Source organism: Streptomyces sp. NPDC056224 (genome assembly GCF_042267665.1).
GTDB lineage: Bacteria > Actinomycetota > Actinomycetes > Streptomycetales > Streptomycetaceae > Streptomyces.
On sequence record NZ_JBHJTK010000017.1, the window covers coordinates 58,065 to 84,505 of the forward strand.

At 71.5% G+C, this 26,441-nt stretch carries 22 protein-coding genes and 1 tRNA gene; 13 read left to right on the top strand and 10 right to left on the bottom strand.

Features of this window, described 5'->3' with window-relative positions:
* Positions 1-14: 14 nt before the first annotated feature.
* The 3 genes from ACFCZ1_RS20850 to ACFCZ1_RS20860 all read right to left on the bottom strand — a co-directional run bounded on the left by ACFCZ1_RS20850 (position 15) and on the right by ACFCZ1_RS20860 (position 2,419).
* On the bottom strand, positions 15-215 hold the full coding sequence (locus ACFCZ1_RS20850) for a helix-turn-helix transcriptional regulator (protein WP_376679753.1): 201 nt from the start codon (positions 213-215) through the stop codon (positions 15-17).
* Positions 216-471: 256 nt separating this feature from the next.
* Positions 472-1,482 carry a Gfo/Idh/MocA family protein gene (locus ACFCZ1_RS20855; protein ID WP_376679754.1) on the bottom strand — a complete coding sequence of 337 codons (1,011 nt, stop codon included), beginning with the start codon at positions 1,480-1,482 and terminating at the stop codon, positions 472-474.
* 22 nt (positions 1,483-1,504) lie between these two features.
* The gene (locus tag ACFCZ1_RS20860; protein WP_376679755.1) at positions 1,505-2,419 is read right to left on the bottom strand and encodes a sugar phosphate isomerase/epimerase family protein; all 915 of its coding nucleotides are present in this window, start codon (positions 2,417-2,419) and stop codon (positions 1,505-1,507) included.
* 96 nt (positions 2,420-2,515) lie between these two features.
* Between ACFCZ1_RS20860 and iolC the strand changes: the two genes are divergently transcribed.
* The 4 genes from iolC (at position 2,516) to ACFCZ1_RS20880 (ending at position 7,945) form a co-directional block, all read left to right on the top strand.
* On the top strand, positions 2,516-3,439 hold the full coding sequence (iolC, locus tag ACFCZ1_RS20865; protein ID WP_376679815.1) for a 5-dehydro-2-deoxygluconokinase: 924 nt from the start codon (positions 2,516-2,518) through the stop codon (positions 3,437-3,439).
* A gap of 295 nt (positions 3,440-3,734) precedes the next feature.
* A complete protein-coding gene (iolB, locus tag ACFCZ1_RS20870; RefSeq protein ID WP_376679816.1) occupies positions 3,735-4,562 on the top strand; it encodes a 5-deoxy-glucuronate isomerase in 828 nt (275 codons plus the stop codon).
* Positions 4,559-6,433 carry a 3D-(3,5/4)-trihydroxycyclohexane-1,2-dione acylhydrolase (decyclizing) gene (gene iolD, locus ACFCZ1_RS20875; protein ID WP_376679756.1) on the top strand — a complete coding sequence of 625 codons (1,875 nt, stop codon included), beginning with the start codon at positions 4,559-4,561 and terminating at the stop codon, positions 6,431-6,433. Before iolB ends, iolD begins: the two co-directional genes overlap by 4 nt.
* Before the next feature lie 12 nt (positions 6,434-6,445).
* A complete protein-coding gene (locus ACFCZ1_RS20880) occupies positions 6,446-7,945 on the top strand; it encodes a CoA-acylating methylmalonate-semialdehyde dehydrogenase (protein WP_376679757.1) in 1,500 nt (499 codons plus the stop codon).
* 193 nt (positions 7,946-8,138) lie between these two features.
* Here ACFCZ1_RS20880 and ACFCZ1_RS20885 read toward each other — a convergent pair whose 3' ends face one another.
* The 5 genes from ACFCZ1_RS20885 to ACFCZ1_RS20905 form a co-directional block, all read right to left on the bottom strand.
* A complete protein-coding gene (locus ACFCZ1_RS20885; RefSeq protein WP_376679758.1) occupies positions 8,139-9,167 on the bottom strand; it encodes a WxL protein peptidoglycan domain-containing protein in 1,029 nt (342 codons plus the stop codon).
* A gap of 100 nt (positions 9,168-9,267) precedes the next feature.
* Positions 9,268-10,563 carry a hypothetical protein gene (locus ACFCZ1_RS20890; RefSeq protein ID WP_376679759.1) on the bottom strand — a complete coding sequence of 432 codons (1,296 nt, stop codon included), beginning with the start codon at positions 10,561-10,563 and terminating at the stop codon, positions 9,268-9,270.
* A 200-nt stretch (positions 10,564-10,763) separates the two neighbouring features.
* Positions 10,764-11,939, bottom strand: a complete 1,176-nt coding sequence (locus tag ACFCZ1_RS20895; RefSeq protein ID WP_376679760.1) for a S8 family peptidase — start codon at positions 11,937-11,939, stop codon at positions 10,764-10,766.
* An 87-nt stretch (positions 11,940-12,026) separates the two neighbouring features.
* The gene (locus ACFCZ1_RS20900) at positions 12,027-12,272 is read right to left on the bottom strand and encodes a hypothetical protein (protein WP_376679761.1); all 246 of its coding nucleotides are present in this window, start codon (positions 12,270-12,272) and stop codon (positions 12,027-12,029) included.
* 258 nt (positions 12,273-12,530) lie between these two features.
* The gene (locus ACFCZ1_RS20905) at positions 12,531-13,235 is read right to left on the bottom strand and encodes a 4'-phosphopantetheinyl transferase family protein (protein ID WP_376679762.1); all 705 of its coding nucleotides are present in this window, start codon (positions 13,233-13,235) and stop codon (positions 12,531-12,533) included.
* Positions 13,236-13,404: 169 nt separating this feature from the next.
* Here ACFCZ1_RS20905 and ACFCZ1_RS20910 point away from each other — a divergent pair, with 169 nt between their 5' ends.
* The 3 genes from ACFCZ1_RS20910 to ACFCZ1_RS20920 all read left to right on the top strand — a co-directional run bounded on the left by ACFCZ1_RS20910 (position 13,405) and on the right by ACFCZ1_RS20920 (position 16,161).
* Positions 13,405-14,232 carry an alpha/beta fold hydrolase gene (locus tag ACFCZ1_RS20910; protein WP_376679763.1) on the top strand — a complete coding sequence of 276 codons (828 nt, stop codon included), beginning with the start codon at positions 13,405-13,407 and terminating at the stop codon, positions 14,230-14,232.
* A gap of 220 nt (positions 14,233-14,452) precedes the next feature.
* Positions 14,453-14,911, top strand: coding sequence for a phospholipase (locus ACFCZ1_RS20915; RefSeq protein ID WP_376679764.1), 459 nt, complete (start codon positions 14,453-14,455; stop codon positions 14,909-14,911).
* A 797-nt stretch (positions 14,912-15,708) separates the two neighbouring features.
* Entirely contained in the window at positions 15,709-16,161 is a 453-nt protein-coding gene (locus ACFCZ1_RS20920; protein ID WP_376679765.1) for a hypothetical protein, read from the top strand.
* A 2,102-nt stretch (positions 16,162-18,263) separates the two neighbouring features.
* Here ACFCZ1_RS20920 and ACFCZ1_RS20925 read toward each other — a convergent pair.
* A complete protein-coding gene (locus tag ACFCZ1_RS20925; RefSeq protein ID WP_376679766.1) occupies positions 18,264-18,653 on the bottom strand; it encodes a hypothetical protein in 390 nt (129 codons plus the stop codon).
* Positions 18,654-19,362: 709 nt separating this feature from the next.
* Between ACFCZ1_RS20925 and ACFCZ1_RS20930 the strand changes: the two genes are divergently transcribed.
* Positions 19,363-19,881 (top strand): hypothetical protein, encoded by a 519-nt coding sequence (locus ACFCZ1_RS20930; RefSeq protein ID WP_376679767.1) that lies wholly within the window; start codon positions 19,363-19,365, stop codon positions 19,879-19,881.
* 300 nt (positions 19,882-20,181) lie between these two features.
* Positions 20,182-20,367, top strand: a complete 186-nt coding sequence (locus ACFCZ1_RS20935) for a hypothetical protein (protein ID WP_376679768.1) — start codon at positions 20,182-20,184, stop codon at positions 20,365-20,367.
* 201 nt (positions 20,368-20,568) lie between these two features.
* Here ACFCZ1_RS20935 and ACFCZ1_RS20940 read toward each other — a convergent pair.
* Positions 20,569-20,641: transfer RNA gene (locus ACFCZ1_RS20940), tRNA-Arg, on the bottom strand.
* A 332-nt stretch (positions 20,642-20,973) separates the two neighbouring features.
* Here ACFCZ1_RS20940 and ACFCZ1_RS20945 point away from each other — a divergent pair.
* The 4 genes from ACFCZ1_RS20945 (at position 20,974) to ACFCZ1_RS20960 (ending at position 26,433) form a co-directional block, all read left to right on the top strand.
* On the top strand, positions 20,974-22,614 hold the full coding sequence (locus tag ACFCZ1_RS20945) for a dynamin family protein (RefSeq protein ID WP_376679769.1): 1,641 nt from the start codon (positions 20,974-20,976) through the stop codon (positions 22,612-22,614).
* A 4-nt stretch (positions 22,615-22,618) separates the two neighbouring features.
* On the top strand, positions 22,619-24,493 hold the full coding sequence (locus ACFCZ1_RS20950; protein ID WP_376679770.1) for a GTPase: 1,875 nt from the start codon (positions 22,619-22,621) through the stop codon (positions 24,491-24,493).
* A gap of 99 nt (positions 24,494-24,592) precedes the next feature.
* Positions 24,593-25,000: a single-stranded DNA-binding protein gene (locus ACFCZ1_RS20955; RefSeq protein ID WP_376679771.1), complete on the top strand. Its 408-nt coding sequence runs from the start codon at positions 24,593-24,595 to the stop codon at positions 24,998-25,000.
* 275 nt (positions 25,001-25,275) lie between these two features.
* Positions 25,276-26,433: a thioester domain-containing protein gene (locus tag ACFCZ1_RS20960; RefSeq protein WP_376679817.1), complete on the top strand. Its 1,158-nt coding sequence runs from the start codon at positions 25,276-25,278 to the stop codon at positions 26,431-26,433.
* The last annotated feature ends 8 nt before the right edge of the window (positions 26,434-26,441 follow it).

The window sequence follows — 26,441 nt, forward strand, 5'->3', positions numbered from 1 at the left end:
ATCCGGGGTACGGGTCAGTCGTCGCGGCGGCCCCGGTTGCCGGGGCGGCGGGCCACCCAGACGCGGATCGTGTCGGCGTGCCAATAGGGCTTGCCGCTCTCCACGTGATCGGGTGGGGGGAGCAGTCCGTGCTTGCGGTAGGAGCGCACGGTGTCCGGCTGGACCCGGATGTGGGCGGCGATCTCCTTGTACGACCACAGCTGTCGGTCGCTCATTGCACGACACCTCCTTGTCCACGCCGCCGGGCCGGCCGGAAGGCCGTCGGGGGAGCCGGGGCGTGGGCAGTGACGATCACTCGGGTTGTGCCCGGGCAACGACGCGGGGTGGGGGCAGGGGAGGGGCTGTAGACCGCCTGTGACGGAAAGCCCGCGTAATGCGGATATGTGTGACACAAAGACGACCTCTGTGACAGATGCGGCACAGAGGTCGCCGGGCAGGAACACGGACGGAGGGGGCAGCGGGAGACCGGGGTCAGCGGTAGAGGGTGGGCCGTTCCACCAGCTCCACGAGGGTCCGTGCGCCGGTGCGCGCGGCTGCGAGCCCCGCCTCCGAGACGGCGGCCGCCGCGTAGCCGTCCCACGCGTCCGGTCCGGCCACCGTGCCCCGCGCGGCCGCGGCCACCCAGCCGCGCAGCTGCCGGTCGTAGGCATCCGCGAAGCGCACCGTGAAGTCCTGGTCGATCTCGCCGCCCCACCGGCCCGCCGCCTGCACCACCATCGCGTGACCGTCGCCGATCCGGGCGCTCCCGGACTCGCCGACCGCCTCGCACTGCACCTGGTAGCCGAAGCCGCAGTTGACGAAGATCTCCACGTCGACGACGGCCCCGCCGGACGTCTCCAGCAGCACCAGCCGGGGATCGCGCAGCCCCTCGGGAGCCGCCGAGGACGGAGTGGGGGAGAGCACGGTGACCGCCGTGATCTCCTGCCCCAGCAGCCAGCGGGCCGCGTCCACCTCGTGCACCACGGAGTCGCTGATCAGCATGTCGCTGGTGAAGAAGGACGGCGAGGCGGCGTTACGGTGCCGGCAGTGCAAGAAGAGCGGCCGCCCGATCCCGCCCGCGTCCAGCAGCTCCTTCAGCCGCCCGTACTCAGCGTCGTACCGGCGCATGAACCCCACCTGCACCAGGCGTCGCCCCAACCGCCGCTCGGCCTCCATGATGCGCACCGCCCCCGCCGGGTCCGGGGTGAGCGGCTTCTCGCACAGCACGGGCAGCCCCCGTTCCAGGGCCAGCCCGATGGCCTCCTCGTGGGCGGGCCCCGGGGAGGCGATCAGTACGGCCTCCACCCCGGGCGCCGCTATCGCGGCCGCCGGGTCGGTGTGCGCGCCCGCGCCGTCCAGGGCGCCCGCGACCTCCTTGACCCGGTCACCGTCCGGGTCGGCCACGGCCACCACCCGGGCCCCGCCGACGGTCCGGCCGATCCTGCGGACGTGGTCGGCGCCCATCTTCCCCGTGCCGATGACGGCGATACCGAGCGTGCTCATGTCGTGTTCCTCCCGGGATGGGTCAGCGGGCGCCACAGGAGCGCAGGTAGGCACGGGTGCGGCGGGCGATCGGCAGCGGCCGGTCGGGCTCGCAGGGGTACATGTCCTGTTCCACGATGGCGAACAGGTCCACGCCGAGCCGCTGGGCCGCCGCCAGCACCGGTTCCAGCGCCGGCACCCCCGACGGCGGTTCGCACATCACCCCGCGGCCCACCGCCGGACCGAAGGGCAGCTGCTCCGCGACGACTGCGGCGAGGATCCGCGGGTCCACCTGCTTGAGGTGGAGGTAGCCGATCCGCTCGCCGAAGGTCTCGATCGCCCGGACGCTGTCGCCCCCGCAGTACGCGTAGTGCCCGGTGTCCAGGCACAGCGAGACCAGGCCCGGGTCGGTGGCGTCGAGGAAGCGCGCCACGTTCGAAGGGGTGTCGATGTGCGTGTCGGCGTGCGGGTGCACCACGATCCGCAGCCCGTACCGGTCCTGGACCTCCCGGCCCAGCCGCTCGGTCTGGGCGGCCAGTTCACGCCATTGACCGGGGGTCAGGACGCGGTCCTCCAGCACCTCGCCGGTCTTGTCGTCCCGCCAGAAGGAGGGGATGACCACGAGGTGGGCCGCGCCCACGGCCCGGGTGAGCGCCGCGATCCGCGACACGTGCTCCCAGGTGTCCTCCCATACGGCGGGCCCGTGATGGAGTCCGGTGAAGACCGTTCCGGCCGAAACCCGCAGCCCGCGCTTGGCCGTCTCCTCGGCGAGTCGCGCGGGATCGGTGGGCAGATAGCCGTAGGGGCCGAGCTCGATCCACTCGTACCCGGCGTCGGCGACCTCGTCGAGGAACCGCTCCCAGGGCGTCTGGCGGGGGTCGTCGGGAAACCAGACGCCCCAGGAGTCCGGAGCCGAACCGACGCGGATACGGGTCAACGCGTGCGGGGAGGACGTCATAGCGGCCACCTTAGGGTGCGAGGCTCGAAGGGACGGTGAGGACGAGTGGGAGGACTGGATGTGACCGGCGACCCGATCAGGTTCGACCTGATCACGATGGGGCGGATCGGGGTGGATCTCTACCCGCTGACGCCCGGCGTACCACTGGCCGAGGCCGAGACCTTCGGCAAGTTCCTGGGCGGCTCCCCGGCCAACGTGGCCGTCGCCGCCGCCCGGCTGGGGCGACGCGTGGCGGTGATCACCCGTACCGGCGCGGATCCCTTCGGCGCGTATCTGCGCGCCGAGCTGCGGGGGTTCGGCGTGGACGACCGGTGGGCGGCGGAGGTCGCCGGGCTCCCCACCCCGATCACCTTCTGCGAGATCTTCCCGCCCGACCGCTTCCCGCTGTACTTCTACCGGCTGCCCAAGGCCCCCGACCTGGAGATCGCGACGGAGGAGCTGGACCTGGAGGCGGTACGCGAGGCCCGGGTGTTCTGGATGACGGGCACCGGCCTGAGCGAGGAGCCGAGCCGCGCCGCCACCCTGGCGGCGCTGGACGCCCGCGCGAAGTCCGGGACCACGGTCTTCGACCTGGACTGGCGGCCGGTGCTGTGGCGCGAGAAACCCGGGCCGTACTACGAGCGGGCGCTGGCCGGCGCGACGGTGGCCGTCGGCAACACCGAGGAGTGCGCGATCGCCACCGGTGAGTCCGAGCCGTACGCGGCGGCGCGGGCGCTGCTCGCGGCCGGGGTGGAACTGGCGGTGGTCAAGCGGGGCCCGCAGGGCGTGCTGGCGGTGCACCGCGACGGGACGGTGGCCGAGGTCCCGCCGGTGCCGGTGGAGGTGGTCAACGGGCTCGGCGCGGGAGACGCGTTCGGGGGCGCTCTGTGCCACGGGCTGCTCGCCGGATGGGAGCTGGAGCGGACCATGCGTTTCGCGAACGCGGCCGGGGCGATCGTGGCTTCGCGGCTGGCGTGCTCGGCCGCGATGCCGTTCCCCGACGAGGTCGAGGAGGTGCTGGGCCGTGCCGGTCGTGTCTGAGTGGAGGATGGACTGGACGAGGCTGGTCGTCCTCGACCTCGCGCCGGGGGAGGTGTACGCGCACGCGTGCGGGGACTCGGAGTGGATCGTCCTCCCCTTGGCGGGCGGGTGCGAGGTCCGCTGCCGGGACTTTGCGCCGCACACCCCGGCGAGCCCGGAAGGCGCGGCGGGCCAAGGCGGTGGGGCCGGGCCGGGCGGCGGGGCGCGGCCGGAGTCGCCGCCGCGCGGCAGCCGGCCCGCCGGGGCGCCCCCCGGAGGGGACGCGCGGAGCGCCGTACCGGCCCCGCCGGGCGGGATCGAGCCGGCCTCGTCGGGCGGGATCGAGCCGGCCTCGTCGGGCGGGATCGAGTCGGCCCCGCGGGGCGAGCGGCACCGGCCGGATCCCGCCCCGCCGGCGTCGGGGGCGCGGGGTCCGGGGCGGAACCCCGCCAGCGGACCGGAGGTGTTCGAACTGCGAGGGCGCGCCGGGGTGTTCGACGCCGTCACCGACTTCGCCTACCTGCCCCGCGACGGGCACGCGGAGGTCGTATCGGCCCGAGGGGGCCGGTTCGCTCTCGCCGGGGCCCGGTGCGACAACCGGCTGCCCGCCCGGTACGGGCCGGCCGAGGCCGTGCCCGTCGAACTGCGCGGCGCCGGGCAGTGCTCCCGCCAGGTCAACAACTTCGCCGCCGCGGGCCCCGCCGGGTTCGGGTGCGACCGGCTCATCGCCGTCGAGGTCCTCACCCCCGGAGGCAACTGGTCCTCGTACCCGCCCCACAAACACGACGAGCACCATCCCGGCGAGGAGTCCCGGCTGGAGGAGATCTACTACTTCGAGATCGCCCCGCACGGGGACACCCCCGGGCTCGGCTACCAGCGCGTCACCCCCTCCCCGGCCGGGAAGACCGACATCCTCACCGAGGTGCGCACCGGGGACGCGGTGCTCATCCCCGACGGCTGGCACGGCCCGTCCATCGCCACCCCCGGCCACGACATGTACTACCTCAACGTGATGGCCGGTCCGGGCGCGACCAGGGAGTGGCTGATCCGCGACCACCCCGGGCACGGCTGGATCCGGTCCACCTGGGACGGCCAGGACATCGACCCCCGGCTGCCCTTTCCCAAGGCGGAGGCACCCCGATGAAACTCACCGTCGCCCAGGCCCTCGTCGCCTTCCTCGCCCGGCAGTACACCGAGCGCGACGGACAGCGCCGCCGGCTGATCGCCGCCACCTGGGGGATCTTCGGACACGGGAACGTCGCCGGGCTGGGGCAGGCCCTCCTGGAGACCGGCCAGGACGCCATGCCCTTCCTCCAGGGCCGCAACGAACAGGCCATGGTGCATGCGGCCGTCGGGTACGCCCGGCAGAGCGGACGGCTCTCCGCGCACGCCGTCACCACCTCCATCGGGCCCGGCGCCACCAACCTCGTCACCGGCGCCGCCCTCGCCACGGTCAACCGGATCCCGGTGCTCCTGCTGCCCGGCGACACCTTCGCCACCCGCCCCGCCGACCCCGTGCTCCAGCAGCTGGAGGTCCCCCACGCCGGGGACGTCTCCGTCAACGACACCCTTCGGCCCGTCTCCCGCCACTTCGACCGGATCACCCGCCCCGAAGCCCTGATCCCGGCCGCCCTCCAGGCGATGCGGGTGCTCACCGACCCCGTGCAGACCGGCGCCGTCACCCTCGCGCTGCCGCAGGACGTGCAGGCGGAGGCGTACGACTGGCCCGAGGAGTTCTTCGCCGAGCGCGTCTGGGGCGTGCGACGGCCCCGGCCCGACCGCCACGAGCTCGCCGCGGCCGCCGAGGCGGTACGGGCCTCCGCGCGGCCGCTGATCGTCGCGGGCGGCGGGATCCGGCACAGCGCGGCCCAGGCGGCCCTCGCCGCCCTCGCCGAGGCCACCGGGATCCCGGTGGCGGTCACCCAGGCGGGCAAGGGCGTCCTCCCGTACGATCACCCCGCCGACATGGGCGGGATCGGGCACACGGGGACCGACGCCGCCGACGCCCTGGCCCGGGAGGCCGATCTCGTCATCGCCGCCGGGACCCGGCTGACCGACTTCACCACCGCCTCCGCGACCCTCTTCCGGCATCCGCGTGTCCGGTTCATCGGCCTCAACCTCGATCCGTACGACGCCCACAAACTCGCCGCCCGGCCCCTGGTCGCCGACGCCCGCGAAGGCCTCGACGAGCTGCGGCTCGCGCTGTCCGGCCACCGGGTGGATCCCGCCTACCGGACGGCCTACCGCCAGGGGCGGGGCCGCTGGGAGGCCCGCGTCGACCGGGCCTACGCCGTGCCCGCCGCCGACGAGGACCTGCCGCCCACCCAGGTGCAGGTGCTCGGCCTGCTCGACGCCCTCGCCGACGGCACCGACATCCTGATCAACGCGGCCGGCTCGCTCCCCGGCGACCTGCACAAGCTGTGGCGGGCCCGGTCGGCGGACCAGTACCACGTGGAGTACGGGTACTCCTGCATGGGCTACGAGATCCCGGCCGCGATCGGGGTCGCCCTCGCCGCGCCCGGCCGCCCGGTGTGGGCGCTGGTCGGCGACGGCACGTACCTGATGAACCCGACCGAGATCGTCACGGCCGTACAGGAGGGCGTCCCACTCAAGCTGGTGATCCTCGACAACCACGGCTACGCGTCGATCGGAGGCCTCTCCGGGGCCGTCGGCGCCGAGGGTTTCGCCACGGCGTACCGCTTCCGGGCACCGGACGCCTCGTACACGGGCGAGCCCCTCCCGGTGGACCTCGCGGCCAACGCGGCCTCCCTGGGGATGTCCGTGATCCGCGCCCGAACCGTACGTGACCTGCGGGAAGCCCTCGCCGAGGCTCGCTCGGCAACATGTCCCACATGTGTCTACGTACAGACCCGAACGCCCGACACTGTGTCGGGCCCGCCCCCCGCACAGGCGTGGTGGGATGTTCCTGTGGCCGAGACCGCGACCCGCAAGGCGGCGGCGCAGGCCCGTGAAGAGTACGACCGGCAAGCCGCGCAGCGACGTCGCCATCTGTGAAGGAGCAAAGGCATGAAGACCGTCAACCACTGGATCGGTGGCAAGACCGTCGAGGGCGCGTCGGGCAACTACGGCCCGGTCACCGACCCGGCCACCGGCGAGGTCACCACGCAGGTCGCGCTCGCCTCGGCCGCCGAGGTCGACGCGGCCGTGCAGGTGGCCAAGGAGGCGTATCTGACCTGGGGCCAGTCTTCGCTGGCCGCCCGCACCAAGGTGCTGTTCGCCTACCGCGCCCTGCTGGACGCCAACCGCGACGCCATCGCCGAGCTGATCACCGCCGAGCACGGCAAGGTCCACTCGGACGCGCTGGGCGAGGTGGCACGCGGCCTGGAGATCGTCGAGCTGGCCTGCGGGATCACCACCCAGCTCAAGGGCGAGCTGTCGACCTCGGTCTCCAGCCGCGTCGACGTCGCCTCCATCCGCCAGCCGCTGGGCGTGGTCGCGGGCATCACCCCGTTCAACTTCCCGGCGATGGTGCCGATGTGGATGTTCCCGCTGGCCGTGGCCTGCGGAAACACCTTCATCCTCAAGCCGAGCGAGAAGGACCCCTCCGCCGCCAACAAGCTCGCCGAGCTGATGAGCGAGGCGGGCCTGCCGGCGGGCGTGCTGAACGTCGTGCACGGTGACAAGGTGGCCGTGGACGCGCTCCTGGCGCACCCCGACATCGCGGCCGTCTCCTTCGTCGGCTCGACCCCGATCGCCCGGCACATCCACACCACCGCCTCCGCCAACGGCAAGCGCGTACAGGCGCTCGGCGGCGCCAAGAACCACATGCTGGTGCTCCCGGACGCCGACCTGGACGCGGCCGCCGACGCGGCGGTCTCCGCCGCCTACGGCTCGGCGGGCGAGCGCTGCATGGCGATCTCCGCCGTCGTGGCCGTCGGCTCCATCGCCGACACCCTCGTCGACAAGATCCGCGAGCGCGCCGAGAAGATCAAGATCGGCCCCGGCAACGACCCGACCTCCGAGATGGGCCCGCTGATCACCGCCGCCCACCGCGACAAGGTCGCCTCGTACGTGAAGGGCGCGGCCGACCAGGGCGCCGACGTGGTCCTGGACGGCACCGGCTACACCGTCGAGGGCAACGAGAACGGCCACTGGATCGGCCTGTCCCTGCTCGACAACGTGCGGACCGACTCCGACGCCTACCGCGACGAGATCTTCGGCCCGGTGCTGTGCGTCCTGCGCACGGAGACCTACGAGGAGGGCGTGGCCCTCATCAACGCCTCGCCGTTCGGCAACGGGACCGCGATCTTCACCCGCGACGGCGGCGCGGCCCGCCGCTTCCAGATGGAGATCGAGGCGGGCATGGTCGGCGTCAACGTGCCGATCCCGGTCCCGGTGGGCTACCACTCCTTCGGTGGCTGGAAGGACTCGCTCTTCGGCGACCACCACATCTACGGCAACGACGGCATCCACTTCTACACGCGCGGCAAGGTCGTCACGACCCGCTGGCCGGACCCCGCGGACGCCCCCGCGGGCGTGGACCTGGGCTTCCCCCGCAACCACTGACCGCCCTCAGCTGACCGCACACGGGCCCATAGGGTCCGCTCGCCCCCCGCACCCTCACGGCGGGGGGCGAGTCCCTTTCCCGGCCCCCTCGGCACAGCGGCGACCAGACGTCGGCGCTGCCTCCCCCGTCGTACGGTGCCTCCCCCGTCGTACGGTGCCGGTCCGACGCCGTCACCCGGGGACCCTCTGCCGGTCAGCGTGAGCGGGCCAAGTCCGGTGCGGAAGCGGCGTGTTCCGGGACGACGCTGCGCCGGCGCCGCACCACCCGGAAGGCGATGCCGGCGCCCGCGAGCACCAGGACCGCGCCCACCGCCGGCCACGGGACGGCGACGAAGTCCGTCCCGGACTCCGAGGCGAGATCGGGATGGGCGCTCGCCCCGGCGGCCACCGTGACGGTCACCCAGTCCGACTGCGGCGCGTCCGGCCACGGTTCGGTCAGCTCGACCCGCTGGCCCGGCAGCAGCACCAGCTTCAGCTCGCGCGCCGGCCGGTTCAGCACCCGACGCCCGAACAGCCCCTCGGCGAAGACGCCCACCTTCGGCTCGACGACCACGTTGCCCCGGTTGACCAGGGCGTACGAGATGGTGGCGCGGGCGTCGCGGACCCAGGGCAGCAGCGGGGCCGACCGGCTGACCTTCACGTCCTCCACGCTCAGCCCCGGGGTCAGCGGCCCCGGCACCCTGAAGTACAGCCGGGCGCCCACCGAGCGCTTCACCCCCACCTGGACCCTGCCCTCCTGCTGCACGCCCTCCACGGCGGTGTTCAGGGCGACGATCCCGCCGACGTGGTCGCCGGGCGTCGCGTCCGCGGGGACCCTGATGCTGAACGGGACGTCCTTGCGGCCCTTGGGCGGCACGGTCACCGTGGTCGCGGTCTCCGGAGGCAGCGCGATCCACGCGCCGACGTCCTTGGGCCTGGTCTCCGCCGGCAGCAGGGCGAAGGCGCCGCCCACCGGGGTGTTCACGGCGTCGGTGGCGAAGATCTGGAACGTCAGCTCCCTGTCGGAGGAGTTCAGGATCGTCGCGCTGTCCTGGACGGTGGTCCCGGCCGCGCCCTGGTGGAAGAAGTACGCGCGGTCGGTCATCGCCGCACCCGCCGGGGGCGTGGGGAAGACGCCCCAGGTGCCGTTGTCCGCCGCCGTCGCGGTGGCGGCGGGGAGCAGGCCCGCGCCCAGCAGCAAGAGGCCGATGAGCAGACCGTACAGAGAGGTGCGGGTGCGCATGGGCGGTTCTCCCGTCGGCACGGAAAGGGGGAAGGGGTGGTGCGGCGCCGGAGCACCGCACCACCCCGGGGGCCCGGGAGCCCGGGGGCCTGGGGGCCGGTCAGGCGATCGAGAAGGTCACGACCGTCTGGTAGGTGTCGGCGAACATGAACGGCGGGAGCTGGATCATCCCGGCGCCGCCGACGGCGAACTCACCACCAGTCAGCTCGTCCCCGCCCGCGGCCTGGGAGGCCACCTTCATCGGGGTCTCGGAGATCGCGCCGGGCGTGCCCGCGGTGCAGGTGCTCGGGCTGTCCGGGTTGGTCACGGTGCAGGACGGCTGGATGCCGATCTGCGCCTTCGCCATCGAGTGGCCGGTCGCCTGGTTCAGGAACGGCGTACGGGTCGCCGTCACGTCCCAGCCGAGCGAACCGCCGCGGAAGTCCTGGACGGTCGCGGCGTTGAAGACGCCGACCACCGACTGGGCCTTGCCGTTGATGGTCACCGCACCGAAGCTGACGGCCGGCTGTCCGTCCTTCGGGCCGAGGGCCAGAGGCCCGGGCAGGACCTCGACGTCGACCGGATTCCTGACGCCCGCCTGCTGCTCCAGGAACACGAAGGCCTTGTACGGGGTGACGGATCCGTCGATCTTGATCGCGTCGGCCTTCTTGGTGACCGTGATGTCGCAGGTGGCGGCGCCGGACGCGGCCGCCGTGCCGGTACCGGTGTCACCGGTCGCCACGCCCGCGAGCAGGGCGGAACAGGTGACGGGGCCGGCCGGGAAGTTGGCGCCGGTGACGACGACGGCGGTGCCCGCCGGGCCGCTGTTGGGCGTCAGCCTGGTGGTGACGGGGTCCTTGGGCAGGGCTTCGACGGCGACCGAGCCGAGGGAGGCGCTGGGGCGCGGCGCCGGGGTACAGGTGGTGGTGAAGACCGAACCGGAGAGGTCCGCGTCGGTCACCGCCAGGTCGAGTGCGACGTCGACCGTGGTGCCCTCGGTGCCGTCGGGGATCTTGATGGTTCCGGAGAACGCCTTGGGGTCCAGCGGCTGCCCGGCCACGACGGTGACGGTCTCGGGCGGACTGGTCACCACTTGCGTGGTCGTCCCCACCTTGAGGGTGATCTTGGAGGTGTTCACCGTGGTGACGGAGAAGCCGGGGACCAGCGGGCTCGCACCCGGGTCGATCGTGATCGGGACGACGTCGCCGGCCTTGGCGCCGTCGGGCAGCGTGATCGTGTAGTTCTGGTTGCCCGAACCGTCCGGCTGCGGCGCCGGGGCGTCGCAGTTCTCGAACACCGCGGTGGTCTTGGTCGCGGCCTCGGCGGAGCCTGCCAGGCCCACCACACCGCCCGTCAGGGCCAGGGAAAGGGCTCCCGCCCCGGCCAGCACTCTTCGTCTGAGCGTTTGGGTACTCACTGGGTCGCGACTCCTTCGTCATGACGAACCCCTCCCCCCACCCGCTGTGTGGGGGAGGCCGAGCCGGTGCGGTGGCCGACATTGACGCGTCGCGGTGATGAGAAGTCAATGACTTGTTTTCGCCCGAAGCACACAGAAATTGATGTGCCATCAGAGCGGGGCTGATGGCACATCGGATACCGACTGGTCGGTGACCGCCGCTAGCGGTCGGTCGGGGTGTGCAGCAGGAGGTTCGGGGTCCCGGCCGGGAGCGCGGTGATCCGGTCCCGCACGGCGCTGCGTACCAGTGCCTCGGACACCTGCGCCGGGGTCTTCGCCGTGCCGTCGGCGAGGACGAGCGCCGCGACTCCGGCCACGTGCGGGGCCGCCATCGAGGTGCCGGAGGCCCGTGCGGTGGCGGTGGCGGAGCCCTTCCAGGCCGAGGTGACGGACACGCCGGGAGCCGAGAGGTCCACGCAGCGGCCGTGGTTGGAGAACGGCGCGCGCCGGTCCGCGGCGTCGGTCGCGCCGACCGTGACGGCCTGCGGGACGCGGGCCGGGGATCCGGCACAGGCGTCCTCGCCGTCGTTGCCGGCGGCCACGGTGAAGGTGATCCCGGCGGCGACGGCCCGCGTGACCGCTGCGTCGAGGGCGTAGCTGGGGGTGCCGCCCATGCTCAGGTTCGCCACCGCCGGGGTGGAGGGGGACCTGGCGGCGTTCTTCACCATCCACTCGATCCCGCCGACCATGGCCGACAGGCGTCCGCCGCCGGAGCAGTCGGCCACCTTCACCGCGACGAGGGAGACCCCCTTCGCGACGCCGTACGTCCGGCCGCCCACGGTCGCCGCGACGTGTGTCCCGTGACCGTTGCAGTCGCGGGAGGTTTCGAGGAACACCCCGTTGTAGCCGGTGCGGGCGCGGCCGCCGAACTCCTGGTGGGCGGCGTTGATCCCGGTGTCCAGGAGGTAGACGGTGACGCCCTCGGCCCTGGTCGGGTACGAGTACGAGCCGTCGAGCGGGAGTTCGCGCTGGTCGATCCGGTCCAGCGGCCAGGGCGCCTGCGGCTGGGTGTCGGTGATGCGGAACTCCGCGTCCGGCTCTACAGAGGCCACCCGGGGGTCGGCGGCCAGGGCGGCCGCCCGGGCGGCGGTGGTACGGACGGCGAAGCCGCTCAGGACGGTGTCGTAGACGGCGACGACCTGGTCACCGGCCTGAGCCGCCTCGTCGGCCAGCGCGCGGGCCGGGGTCCGGGAGACGGTGTCTTTCAGGACGACGACGTACGGGGCGGCGGTGTCGGTGGTGTCGGCGGTGTCGGAGGGCGGCGGCAGGGCGGTGGCCGTCGTGGCCGCCGCGAGGAGGGCGGCGGCGGCCGGGAGGAGGGCGGCAAATGCGATCATGTGGCCGATGCTCGGCGACGGGCGGCGCAGGCGCGCGGAGGGTGCGCCGACTGGGCGCACGACACGCCGCCGCGGGAGCTACCTCGCCTACGGGGGTCGGCCGCGCAGGGCGAGGACGCCCTCGTGGCGGACTCCGGCGGAGGCGTACGTGGCCGGGGCCGCCCCGTCGTCCGTGTCGGCCCCCACCCGCATGCCGTAACGGCCGTGCGGCCGGGCCTCGTCGGCGAGCGCCAGGTCGAAGGGGCAGGGCGAGTGGTCAGGGCGAGGGGTCAGGGCGCGGCCGATCCTGCGGCGCCGACGGCCCTCGTCCGCGAAGAGCTCGTACAGGCACATCTCCGTGCCCTTCGCAGCGGTGGCTCATCCCATGCCGGAGCCACCGAGCTGGCCCGCGGGAGCCGGAGACCCTGACGCACCACCACAGCACCGCACCGCCGCACCACGACAGCACCGCACCCCGGCACCGTCGGACCCGAGATGACGGCCCACCACGACTCCCCGCCGCCGCCCGACCGCCCCTGCCCACGGCCGCGTCAGTGCGGGAACGGAGGCCGGACCCGGCCCCGGCCCCGACCGCCGTGGCGGTCAGGCGCGTCAGGCCAGCACGGCCACGGCCACGGCCGCCGCGTAGCCCGCGGGGGCCGGGAGGTCCCGTAGCGTCCAGCCCGGTACGGGGGCCGGGGCCGGGGCGGAGCCTACGTACGGTTCGGTCAGGCCGAGGGCCAGGCCCGTGCCTTCGGCCTTGAGGCAGGCCTCCTTGCGGCTCCAGACACGGGCGAGGGCGGGCCGGCGGGCGGCCTCCGGCAGGGCGGTCAGCTCGGCGACCTCGTCCGGGTGCAGCATGGGCAGCACGTCGGCCACCGCGTTCTCGCCCGGCGTCTCCTCCACGTCGACGCCGACCGGCACCCCGGCGAAGGCGAGGTAGGCCATGTCGCCGCTGTGCGAGAGGGAGAAGTGGACCGCGCCGCCGGCCACGGCGGGCCGCCCGTGCGGGCCGCCGCAGCACGGACAGTCCTCCCGCACCAGGACGACCTGCTCCGGAGCCTGCCCCAGGTAGCTGCCGAGCAGCACGCGCAGCGCCAGGTGCGAGGCGAGGTACCGCTGCCGGTCCTCGGGCCTCAACAGCTTCCCGGCGCGGTCCTGTTCGCCCGCGTCCAGCAGCGCCGCGGCCTCGGCCACCCGGTGTCCGCCGACCGACTCCAGCGAGGTGTCCAGGGACCACACCACGACGGCCGCGCCCTCGGGGGGCGTGCCGGTCCGCGGTGCGTCGCCGCCGAGCTGGTTCATGTACTCGATCACCTGACCGAGGGTAGACGAGCCGGGACGAGCCGGGATGAGCCGGGACGCGCCCGTCGGGGGCTGGCTATCCTCGGCCCGGAGGTACCGGAAGGTACCTGGAGCGCCGGGAAGTACCGGGAAGCACCTGCAAGTCCCTGCACATACGGGGAAGTACACGGGGGAGCACATCGTGCGAAGCGCTGCCGTCACCGCGAACGGCGACCGGATCCGCTGGGTCGAGCTGCCGGGGGAGGAACCGGCCCGCGTGTACGTGCACGGGCTCGGGGCCGGATCGCCCGCCTACTTCGCGGCGAGCGCCGTCCATCCGCTGCTGGCGGGGCGTCGTTCGCTGCTGGTCGACCTGCTGGGCCACGGGTACAGCGACCGGCCCGAGGACTTCTCCTACACCCTCGAGGCGCACGCCGACGCGCTGGCGGCCGCCCTCACCGAGGCCGGGGCGGAAGGCGCCGAACTGATCGCGCACAGCATGGGCGGCTCCGTCGCCATCGTGCTCGCCGACCGGCATCCCCGCCTGGTGTCCCGGCTGGTGCTCGTCGACGCCAACCTGGATCCGCTGCCCCGCGTACCGGGTGCGTCCGGGAGCAGCGGGATCGCCTCCTACACCGAGGAGGAGTTCCTGGCGGGCGGGTGGGCCGAGGTGCGCGACCGCGTCGGGGCGCACTGGTGGTCCACGATGCGGCTGGCCGGGCGGACCGCACTGCACCGCAGCGCCGTCCACCTGGCCGCGGGCACCGAGCCCACGATGCGCGAACTCCTGCTGGGGCTGCAGATTCCGCGCGGCTTCCTGCTGCCCGAGGCGGACGGTCCGCTCCCTGGAGCCGACGCGCTCCGGGCGGCGGGTGTCGCCGTACTGGCCGTCCCCGACTGCGGGCACAACATCATGCTGGACAACCCGGACGGCTTCGCCGGGGCGGCCGCCCGGATTCTGGCGCGGGACGGGGACGGGGACGGGGACGGGGCCCGGGACGGTGACGGGGCCGGTGACCTCGCCCTCTGACGAACGAGCCGAGTGCCGCTCGGCGGTGACGGGTTGCCGCCCCTGACCGCGCGCCCTCCGCGGCCGGGGGCCGACTCACCCGCCCGGTCATGGCAGAGGCGGCAGGCGGTACGGAGCGGCCCCGTCCCTCGTTGAGAAGGCGGCGCAGGGCGACGAGGCGCGGTCCGTGGCCGCACGGGGAGTCCGGGCGCCGTCCGCTGCCCGCTCCAGGAGGAACGTCATGCGCCGCCGCCTCACCCCCGTCCCCGCCTTTGCCGCTGCCGCCATGGCCGCTGTCCTCGCCGTCGCCACCCCGGCGTCGGCCGTCCCCGCGGACAAGCCCCGGGTGCTCAGCACCTGGACGCAGACCAGCGCGGCGAGCTACGAGGCCTGGGCGGCGGCGCGCGGGAACCGGGCCGGCTGGTCCGCGTACGGATTCGACTGGTCGACCGACTACTGCACCAGCTCCCCTGAAAACCCCTTCGGCTTCCCCTTCCGGATGGCCTGCGCGCGCCACGACTTCGGCTACCGCAACCACCGGGCGGCGGGTCTGTTTCCGGCCGCCAAGTCCCGGCTGGACGAGGCCTTCCACGCAGACCTGAAGCGGGTCTGTGCGCACTACTCGGGCAGCCGCAGAGGCTCCTGCGACAGCACGGCGTGGACGTACTACCAGGCGGTCCGGATCCTCGGGATCTCCTAGCCCCCACGCGCCCGGCACGGCCCGAGCACCCCGCAGGCCGGATCGTGTGGAGGGCCGATCCGGCAGCCGGCAGACGCGGTTGAGCACGGGCGTGTCCGGTCCGGGAGCCGAGACGACCCGAGTGGACGGCCGGTACGGGTGATCCGGCGGTGGCCTCGCCGAATGCGCCCGTACGTGCACGGTTACGCCGGCTACCGGGCGGTGGCGAACTCGCCCTGCCGGGTTCGGCTGACGAACGCGGGGGGCGGGCCACCGGATCGCAGACCCGCCCTCCGCGATGTGCGCGCGGCGCGTCCAGTGCCCAACGCCCCGCGTATCCACCGGAGGAACGCGGTCCGGTATGGCCAACGGTGGTCATGCCTTCCCCGTCGCGCCGCGGCTCCCCCTGTTTCGGAGAGCCTGCTGGTTGCGGCGATCTCCGATGGTCTTTGGAAGTCTGCGAACTGTGCGCGGTCGCTCGTCGCGCTTTAACGGCAGGTCCACAAACTGCACGGCGATACCGGCATAAGGGGTGGCCGAGGAAAGCAGCCTCAGCGATCGGGAGCCCAACATTTCCAAGATGCCCGGTCGTAGAAACTATCTAGCCCTGCCACGGCATCCCGCCTGGAATACTGCCACACGCAAAGGCGATCCATGTCAATACTCACCATTCGACCACCAGGGTAAACGCATCGCCAATCGTATGCATTTCCGCCGAGGGCGGTGAAAGTCGGAGCACCAAGCGACTGACAATAGCCCGACAAATTAGGCTTCCCCAAAAATGCGCCGCGAGTAGATGGCGACTGACTGCCCTTACGGTGGACAACCTCAAGATCCCAGGATCCAGTATTATCGACGAAGCTGTTATACTCGTCATTAATCCCAAGATAGAGTTTTCCGTCAGCCCGTACGGAGAATTCCTTTCCTTTGGTGACCTCGAAGATGGGGCCCTCTCCGATTCGCGCAATGAGGGCATAGCAGTGCAGTCCTGGCGCGGTCCACTGGCCTCCAAAGGTTTTCTGGTCTGCAACGCAGGATTCTTTTCGGAACGGGGTCCTGTCCTCACCTCTGTACGCAACGCGGATCGTCCCGCCGATATATGCGACACGGAACATCCCTTCATGGAGAATGATCCCGGTGTCAGTCCAGGGATCGCCGCCTGTAACGGTCACCCCTGTTCTCGATTCGGAGACTCCTCCGCAGGAGAGCTTGAATACTCCACTCAAATACAGGATCAGGAGCAGGATGGCGATGGCCGTGAATGGAACTAGTGTCCACCACAGGGTGGCCTTCCATCTTTCCCGAGTCGAATGATGACGCTCCGAATAGTAGACGCCACCCCCTACCGCCACTAGAGATAGAATGACAGGGATAATTACGCTGCCGATAAGTGTATTGCTACTGCAATCCATTATGTGAGCCCCGATTGATTCGACCCAGTCATCGAATTCAGATGTGTGATCGCGTCGTTGAACCGGCCGGTGATCTGCCCCTGCTCCGCGATCCGCAGTTCTCTGTTGCGCCGGCTCCAGTCCCCGTTGCCCTGCCTCGAGAGCGGCTGCGGCGGCAAGCCCAGGCAGAATGGAGCCAATGATCAATGAAGGGGAGGTGCCCGAGCGGCCATGGTGGTCCTCACCAGCCTTCAGACTCCTTCCCCGCCTCCGGAGCCGTGATCGATCTTCCGTCACCTCTCTATGGCACCTGAAGAGGCGTGATCCTGGGCTTCAGGCGCGCCCTGTGTCGGCTTGCCTCGGCCTCGGACGGCCCAGAGGTGACCCCAGGGGCCTTGCGCCGGCCGACAAACTCGGTCAGGCATTGGGCCTGACAGCAAATGTGGTCGAGTGGCCCCTGATCATGCTCGACCCCAAGCCGGGCAGGACACCGGCCAAAGCGCTCCGCGACCTCTGGGCTACCTTGAGGCCGTGAACAAAGACGTAAGCGAGTGTCATCGGCCGATGAGCTTGTATGCCTGCGACGCGTCGAACGAAGGCCCACGCAGCGGCCAAGAAAGATTGGCTCAGCTTCCTTCCTGACCCGCCAGAAGCCGCATCGTCGCAGCAAGCCGTCAACGCGGTGGCCCGCCACTTCCGCGTCACCCACTTCCATGGGTGGGTGCATCGGACACGACTGATGGAAGTGCCCCGGAGGGGCGCGTGCCTTACTCGTGCCCGATGCGCTGGGGCGGGGTCGGTCCCGGCAGGAGGCATGGAAGCGGCCCCCGACCGTTCATGGCGGTTTCTAGGGGCCGTTCACGTGCGGTGTGTGCGGGATTTGAACCCACGGTGACTCGCGCCACGGGTTTTGAGATCGTCGCAATCTGTGATCGAAGATGCCCCACTGCTACTCGCTCGTAAAGGGCATGGTGTCAGCACGGGAATTACTTCATGCACGTAACCCCGAATGGTAGATCCAGTGGATCTGTGTTGACCGCAAATGCACCGCCTCCGTATTCGAATTCGCATGCTTCATCCCACGACAAAGATCCACCATTCGTGATAGGCGTTGTCCTGTTTCCTGGTCCCTTACATTTCCAGTCCTTGACCCTCTCGACGTCTTGGGGGTAGCTCGCCCGCTCGAACCCCTTGGACTGGCAGTAGCCGGTGAGCTCTACTCCACCAACCTCGTGCGGCTCACTTGGCGGTGACGTCTGCATCTGAACCCAAAGGCCAAGCACTGAGATACTCGTACCCAAGGCTAGGCCAATTTTCTCAAGAGTGATCGGCCCCCGGTGCGTAATCATAGTGACGACACAGGCAATGATCAGCACTGCCCCCCCCGGTCATAAGCAATATCGCAAGGATTTTGCTTAGCATTGAGGATCTGCCGTTCCTGTCGAAGAAGGCGGCGGGTCAATCGGGTCCGGCTTACCCACGTCTACGTTACCGAGCGCTCGGCAGCTAGCCACTCGGACTGCCCCTGCCCGTAGCGCTCACCCAGAACACGTAGCTGACGACGTCACCCATTTGCCTGGCTCGTGCTCGGCCAAAGCCGCTTGACCCTGGTGGGCCGAGTGCAGCAGCGGATGCAGCAACCATGGTCATCGCCCACGTTCGGAGGCGTCGCTCAGCAACCCCGCAGCGGCCGGAATGACCGTCGCCGAGCGATCCGGCTAGAGCTACGGACCAGATGGCGGGGCCGTGCCCTTCTCGTGCCCGTTCCGCGGGAACCGCGGGGAATAGTGGCGCCAGAAGACAACACTCATATGGAAACCGGCACATGCCCTGACCTGTACTTCAAGAGACTTTCACTCGGTCGAACCTCGCGAGCTGGCCAAAGGCTGGTCATGAGCCGTGATCAGGGACAGTTCGGGGGGGCCGGTGCCGTCGGCGGGTGCCAGGAAGACGGAGACTCCCCGTCCTGGCCGCCGTGGCTGCTAGGCGGTCTTCGGCGCAGTGGCATTGAGGTGCGTTCGGGCCGCCAGGATGAAGCTGCTGAGAGCTGTGTCCATCTTTGCCTGCACCGAGCTCAGCAGATCTCCGACACTGCACTCCTGTTTACCGGCGTGCCGGACGATGGCCTCCACCTCGCCCTCAGCGAGGATCCCCTCCTCCACGTAGGGCAGCAGCAGGGACTTGGCGCGCAATAATTCTGTACGGCATCGGGCGCCGATCCCCTCGATCGCGTCTGCAGTCGACAGGATGTTGGGGCTGCACATCAGGTGCATGCGGTCCTGCAGGAACGGCTCCCCAGTGATGGCCCGCAGTCGGTCTAGAGACCCGATGGCCGGGAAGTCCCTGAGAGTATCGTCGAAGTGCATCGCCACTTGTTCATTGCACGGTAGACATGCCCGCCGACTTCCAGACGTTCTTGAAAAACGAAGGATTCGCGCGCGAACTCTATGGCCCTCACCAACACCACTTCAGGCCCTTCCAACTCCACTGCAAAGGCTGTTTGGATCTGATGAAGAGGCTCACTCAGGTCCTGAGCGCTACGGTCACGATCCCCCTCAGAGGTGCGTGTGTACTCGGCACGACGCACGAAGTCTCTGGCTACGGCCAAGAAGCCGACGCATGCAGTCCTCTGAGCAGCTCGATTCTGCTGTTCTAGGGCGGCTGCATACTGCCTGGTAGCCGTCGTCTGGGCCGCCCGAAAGGTCGCGTCTGCCTGAGCGTGACTGTCCTTGGCCTGGATGCGTGCGGCAGAGAGGGTGCCTGCGATGCCTAGTGCAACGCCAGCCAGGGTGGCTATCGCGGTGATCAGTTCCGGGGACATGCCCGGCATCATCCCCCGAGCCATGAAGGGCGCGCTGCCCTTCGGCCGGACTGGCAGGGAGTACCGGCGAGACGCCCCGGGCAGCCTCCGGACGTTTGCCCCGTGCCCCAATATCAACGGGAAGAGAGATAGGTAATGGCCGACTCCCCCGAGCTGGCTCCCGACTACGCTGGCTGGTGCCGACCGATGAACGGGGAGAGTGCTCTGAGGATGGGACCGAAGTGCTCCTGCGGTCGCCAGTGCCCAGCACGTTCGACCCCGTGGTCGTGCGCACGGCGCTGCGGGAGTTCGCTTTCAACGCCCGCCGACGGGGTGACACACCTCCTGAGATTGACTCCATCCTGAGGTGGGTCGAGCGCAACTGCCTGACCATGGCGGCCTGGGAAGACCCGTCGCGGGTGGACGCGGTTTTGCGCGCGGTGTCGAGTCGGCTCGACGGCTCCGTGACAGCGGCCAGCACCATCAAGCGCAGTCGGCGGGTGCTTGACCGCATGCTGGAGCATGCGGTCAAGCAGAACGTACTGCGAACCAAGCCCTTACCTAAGGGGCGAGGGACGACACCGAAGACGTCTCTCGCCGTTGATAAGCGATCTCTGATCAATCGCTCGCAGGCGGCCGGTCTGCTGGGCTGGGTACGCCGACGGCCCCGCGGTGGGGCGCGCCTACATGCTTTCTTCGCCACGATGTATTGGGCCGGGCCGAGGCCGGAAGAAGTGGTCGCCATGTACGTCATGGATGCCCGGCTCCCCCCGGCGGACGCCGGCGACCAAATGGGGTGAGCTGCTCATCCACACTGCTCAACCCGAAGTGGGGAAGCACTGGACGAACGATGGTGCCATCCACGAGGAGAGGGGCCTGAAGGGGCGAGCCAAGGACGACATGCGGACGGTTCCGTGCCGCCCTGCCCTGACGAAGGTCCTGAGGGAACACACCGAGCGCGAGGGGTTGAAGCCGGGCGATCTGGTCTTTCCGGGTGAGAAGGGGGAGATGCTCGCGGGGTCCGTCATCCGGCGTGCATGGCGCTCTGCTCGCCAGGAGACCCTCACCCCCGAGGAGTTCGCGTCCCCCTGGGTAAGCGCGTGTACGACCTGCGGAACACCTGCCTGACGAACTGGCTCAACGATGGCGTTCCGCTGGCGCAGGTAGCTGAGTGGGCGGGCAACAGTGTTCCGGTGCTCCTGGCGGTGTACGCCCGATGCATCGTGGGCCATCTGAAGGACCTGAAGCAGCGCATTGAGGCTGGAGGAGACCTCCCCGAGGTCTGAGCCTCGCGCCCGGGAACGCCACCGCGTATCCACCGTGGCAACCCGTGGAAAGCGGGAATCAGCCGGATAGAGCCGGACTGCCGTTCGAGCTTACCGGGCGGCTGTCCGGCTCTTACCTCGCTGCTACGAACGTCTCGATAAACTGCCCTGACCTGCACGAAAGCCCTCCGCGAGGGAGGGCTGAAGGTGGTGCGGAAAGAGTGCCCCCGGCAGGACTCGAACCTGCGGCCAAGTGCTTAGAAGGCACCTGCTCTATCCACTGAGCTACGGGGGCCGGAAGGTGGCCGTGGTGGGCCTGGAGCCCCTGGTGGGGGTGGGACTGCGGTCCGTGCCGGGTCAAGGATAGGGCTCCGGTCGCCTTGTCCCGGTTGCTTCACCCGCGTGCCACGATGTGGAGGTTCGGTGAAGCGGTCCCGATAATCGCAGGCAGGTGCGATTCTCGCATCGCTTTTGCGCCGCGGCGCCCCTGGTGTTGTGCACTCGTTATGCCTGCGCCCCACTCGTCCGCCGTGTCCAGGATGTCCCGCTGGAGTAGCGCTCGGCGCGCAGAGGACGTATAAGCTTCAAAAATGGTCCTAAATTGGGCATTCTTCGCATGTGGTGACCTTGGATGTTCGGCCTCAGCTGCTCGATGCCCTGTCCGCCCTGCGCGACCGGGTCGCGTCCGTGCGTCTGCCGCTGCCCCTGCCCGGCGCTCCGCGCGCCCGCCAGACCAGAGCCGAGCTGCTCGCACAGCTCGATGACTACCTCGTACCCCGGCTGAAGGCGCCCGAGGCGCCGATGCTCGCCGTCGTCGGCGGGTCCACCGGGGCCGGAAAGTCCACCCTCGTCAACTCGCTCGTCGGACGGCAGGTCAGCGAGGCGGGGGTACTGCGTCCCACCACGCGTACGCCCGTGCTCGTCTGCCATCCGGATGATCATCACTGGTTCGCCGGGATGCGGGTACTGCCCGACCTCATGCGGGTCTGGGTGCCGCACGGCGAGGAGGAGCCGCCCCCCGCCGCCAAGACCCGGCCCCGGGAGCGCGGTCACCCGCACGGCCACCGTCCCCCGAACAACCACGGTCACGCCACCCGCGAGATGCGGATCGAGACCGTCTCCACCCTCCCGCGCGGACTCGCCATCCTCGACGCCCCCGACATCGACTCCCTCGTGGTCGAGAACCGGACACTCGCCGCCGAACTCATCTGCGCCGCCGACGTCTGGGTGATGGTCACCACCGCCTCGCGGTACGCCGACGCCGTCCCCTGGCACCTGCTGCGCACCGCCAAGCAGTACAAGGCCACCCTCGTCACCGTCCTCGACCGGGTGCCGCACCAGGTGCTCGCCGAGGTCTCCCGGCAGTACGGGGCCCTGCTCACCCGGGCCGGGCTGGGCGACGTACCGCGCTTCACCGTGCCCGAACTCCCGGAATCGGCCGGCGGCGGCGGACTGCTCCCGGGCAGCGCCGTCGCGCCGCTCGCCGCCTGGCTCGCCCACCACGCCCAGGACCCAGCCGCCCGGCAGTACGCCGTCGGGCGGACCGCGCTCGGCGCGCTCGACTCCCTCGGCCGCCGGATGCCCGAACTCGCCTCCGCCGTCGCCGCCCAGTACGCCGCCGCCGTACGGCTGACCTCCGCCGTGGAACAGGCGTACAAGAGGGAGGGCAAGCGCGTCCGCAACCGACTCGACCAGGGGGCGGTGCTGGCCGGCGACGCGCTGACCCGGTGGCGCGGCTACCCCCTCGACACGACCGCCGACGAACTTCTCGATTCGCTCGCCGAATCCCTCACCGCACTGCTCCAGTGCGCCGTCGCCGCCGCCGACGAGCGGATCGCCGAGTCCTGGCGGCGCGAACCCGCCGCGGGCGCCGTGCCCCTGCCCACGCCCGACAAGGAGGCGGGGGAACGTATCGGCCTGGCCGTACGGCGCTGGCGGCGCGTGCTGGAGGAACTCGCCGAGGAGGAGGTCGCGCAGCTCGACCGGCAGCCCGCCCCCGACCCCGACGCCGTCGCGGCGCTGCTCGTCGCAGCCCTCCTCGGCGGCAAGCGGGCCAGGCCCGCGGGGGAGAAACTCGCCGAACGGATCGGCGCCCAGGCCGCCCTGCGGCTGCGCGACCGGGGCGCGGAGCTGGTCGGCGACCACCTCGACCAAGTGCTGCGCGCCGAACGCGACCGCCGGCTCGCCCCGCTGGAGGCGCTCGAAGTGACCCCGGAACCACAGGCCGAGCTGATTGCCGCGCTGTCCGTACTGCAGAAGGAGAGGTGACGAGGTGACCGCCCTGACCGACCGCACCGACGACCGCTGGGACGACGGACTCATCGCGCGCTCGCGCCCCAAGGCCGTCGAGGCCGCCGCGGCCGACGGCGAAGACAGCGAAGGCAGGGAGGGCAGGGAGGGCAGCGAGGGCGACGAAGGCGACGAGGCCCTCGTCCGGGCCGTCTCCGGCGCCGGCAGCGACGGCGGCAAGGCCACCGCACCGCCGCTCAGCCCCGAGGGGCGGGCCCTGCGCCTGCGCCTGGACGCGCTGCGCCAGCTGGTCGGACTGTCCCGGACCCGGCTCGACGGCAAAACTCTCGCCGAGGCGGGCCGGGTGCTGGACGAAGCGGCGGCGCGGCGCGGGCTGTCACCGCAGCACACGGTCGTCGCGATCGCCGGAGCCACCGGAAGCGGCAAGTCCACACTCTTCAATTCACTCGCGGGGGTGCAGATCTCCGAGACCGGCCTGCGCCGGCCGACCACCGCCGCCCCCATCGCGTGCAGCTGGTCGGACGGGGCCGCCGGACTGCTGGACCGGCTGGAGATCCCGGGCCGGCTGCGGCGCCGGCCCCGCGAGACCTCGGAGGCGGAGGCGCTGCGCGGGATGGTCCTCGTCGACCTGCCCGACCTGGACTCGGCCGTCGGCGCGCACCGCGACCACGTGGACCGCGTACTGGCGCTGGTCGACGCGGTGGTGTGGGTGGTGGACCCGGAGAAGTACGCGGACGCGGTGCTGCACGAGCGGTACCTGCGGCCGCTGGCCGGGCACGCGGAGGTGACCTTCGTCGTGCTCAACCAGGTGGACCGGCTGCCCGGAGAGTCCGCCGACCTCGTACTGGACGACCTGCGCAGGCTCCTCGACGAGGACGGGATCGCGCTCGGCGAGCACGGGGAGCCGGGAGCCACGGTGCTCGGACTTTCCGCCCTGACGGGTGAAGGCGTCGGGGAACTGCGCGAACTCCTCGGACAGTTCACGCAGGAGAAGGGCGCCGCGACCCGGCGGATCTCCGCCGACGTCGACCGCGCGGCCGTGCGCCTGCGGCCGCTCTACGTGGCAGCCGGGCACTCCGGGCCGGAGATCGGGGAGGCGGCGCGCGCCGAGTTCGAGGACCGGCTCGCCGAGGCCGTCGGGGCCTATGCGGCCGGGCTGGCGGCCGAGCGGGCCTGGCGGCGCAATGCCGGAAAGGCGTGCGGAACGCCGTGGCTGCGGCTGTGGCGGTGGTACGAGAGCCGGCGCGCACCGCGCACGCTGGCGGGCCTGGCCGCCCTCGCGGTGATCGGCGGGCGGGGCACGCCGGTCGCCGAGGCGCCCGTCGAGGAAGAGGTGACCGCGCGCCAGAAGGTGGAGCAGGCCGTGCGGGCGGTCGCCGACGAGGCGGTCACCGGCCTGCCCGAGCCTTGGGCGCAGGCGGTACGGGAGACGGCCGTGCGCGGTGCCGAACGGCTCCCGGAGGCGCTGGACGAGCTGGCGGTGACCCTCGGGGCGGCCGTCGCGGTGCCGAGCGTCAAGCCGCCGCGGCCCACGTGGTGGCCGGCGGCGGTACTGGGGCAGGCGGCGATGACGCTCCTGCAGATCTTCGGCGGGCTGTGGCTGGCGGGGCAGATCATCGGGGTCCTGGAGCCGCGGCTGCTGCCGCCGGTGCTGCTGATGGTGGCGGGCATCATCGGCGGACCGCTGGTGGAATGGGCCTGCTCGATCGCGGCCCGCGGCCCGGCGCGCAGGTACGGGCAGGACGCGGAGCAGAGGCTGCGGCAGGCTGCCGCCGGGTGCGGGCGGGCCCGGGTTCTGGAGCCGGTGGCGGCGGAGCTGCTGCGCTACCGGGAGGTGCGGGAGCAGTACGCCGCTGTCGCCGCAGGGGGGACGAGGTTGTCCACAACCCGCCAGTAGTCCACAGGCCGGAGCGGGAACGGGCGGGCGGCCCCAGCATGGTGCGTACCTCGTGCGGATGGTCCGTACGGGTGCGAATCACGGGGGAGGGCGGCCGGGATGAACGACACCCAGGTGACGCTCGTGGGGTACGTGGCGACCCAGATCGACTACAAGGAAACGGTCAACGGCCCGTCGGCGAGGTTCCGTTTCGCCGTGACGCCGAGGTACTACGACCGGCGCAAGGAGGCCTGGACCGACGGGTTCACCAGCTTCTACACGGTGCGGGCGCGGCGCACCCTCGCGGTGAACCTGGCCGGTTCCGTGGCGGTCGGCGAGCCGCTCGTGGTGCACGGCCGGCTGAGGGTGCGGGAGGACCCGCCCGACGGGGAGGGTCACCGGTGGGTATCGGCGGAAATCGACGCCACGGCCGTCGGGCACGACCTCAACCGGGGGACGGCCGCGTTCCGCCGCGTCGTCAAGACCGATACGCCGCTGATGGACACTCAGAAGGCGGCGGTGGTCTGAGTGTTCGAGGCGGATAGGATTCCCCGGTACTCACGGGCACCTGGGTCTTTGGCCCGAAGGGGAAGACTGTGTCGATTGCCGTTCCCGCATCCTCCGTTCCTGCTTCCGTTCCAGTTCCGGCTCGCTCCTCCGGCCGTCCTCCCGGTCGTTCCGCCGCTCTTTCATCCGCTCCTTCTTCTGCTGCTGCCTCCGTTCCCGAGGCCGCTCCCGAACCCGTTTCCGCTCCCGAACCCGTTCCCGGTGTCGTTCCGGTACGGGGCTCCGCGCGCCGTCCGCTGGCGGTGGCCCTGCTGGCCGCGGCCCTCGCCGCCGCGCCCGGCGCCCAGGCGGCCGCCGACTCCGAACCGGCGGCTTCCCGGGTGCCGGAGGGTGCGAGCGCCGTGCTGGACGGGCTGAAGACCTACGGGCAGGCGGTCCTCCGTTCCGGTGACGGCTCGGTCCGGCAGATCCCGGCCGGCCTCTACGAGATGCGGGTCGACGGCGGCGGGATGCTCCAGACGTACGGGGTCGGCGTCGCGGGCAACGCGCAGCCCCAGGCGCGGTACACCGAAAGCGGCTGGGCCGGCAGTCCGCTGGCCGGGAACAGGGAGGCGGGCCGGATCCGCTGGGTCCTGGAGCACTCCTATCCGCAGCTGAACGATCTGGCCGGGCTCGCCAAGGTGGCGGGGGCCGGGGCGCTCACCGCGGAGAGCGCGGCGGCCGGGACCCAGGTGGCGATCTGGCGGCTGGCGGACGGGGTGCAGGTGGAGGCCGCGGACCCGGCGGCGGAGAAGCTGGCCGACTACCTGCAGCGGCAGGCCGGACAGCTGCCGGAGCCGCCCGCCTCGCTGCGGCTCGACCCGGGCGGTGTGACCGGGGCGGTGGGCACCCGGCTCGGCCCGGTGACCGTGCGGACCGGGGCGCGGAGCGTGTCGGTCATCCCCGACGCGGCGGCCGTCGCGATGGGGGTGCGGGTGGTGGACGCCGAGGGGCGGCCGCTGGACTCCGTCGGCAACGGCAGCCGGCTGTACTTCGAGGTACCCGCGGGCACCCCGGACGGGACGGCCTCGGTCACCGTCCAGGGCGCGACCAAGGTGCCGGTCGGGCGGGTGTTCACCAGCGGGGTGCCCGCCCAGGCGCAGATCGTGGCGGGCTCCAGCGAATCCGCGGCCGCCGCCACGGCCACGGCGGTCTGGCCCGAGCCCCCGGTGGTCGGGACGGCCGCCACGGCCGCCGGGAACGCGGTCACGCCCACCGGGCAGCAGGGCAACCAGTCCGCCGCCGTCCAGGCCACACCGGACTCCCCGGACGAGGAGCGGCTGGCCACCAGCGGCAGCTCGGCGGCCACCCCGGTCATCGCCTCCCTGGCGGTGGGCCTGGTGGTCCTCGGCGGTCTGGTGGTCCTCCTGCTCCGCAAGCGCCCGCTGGACGAGGGGGAGGACGGCCGGTCCTGATTTCGGAT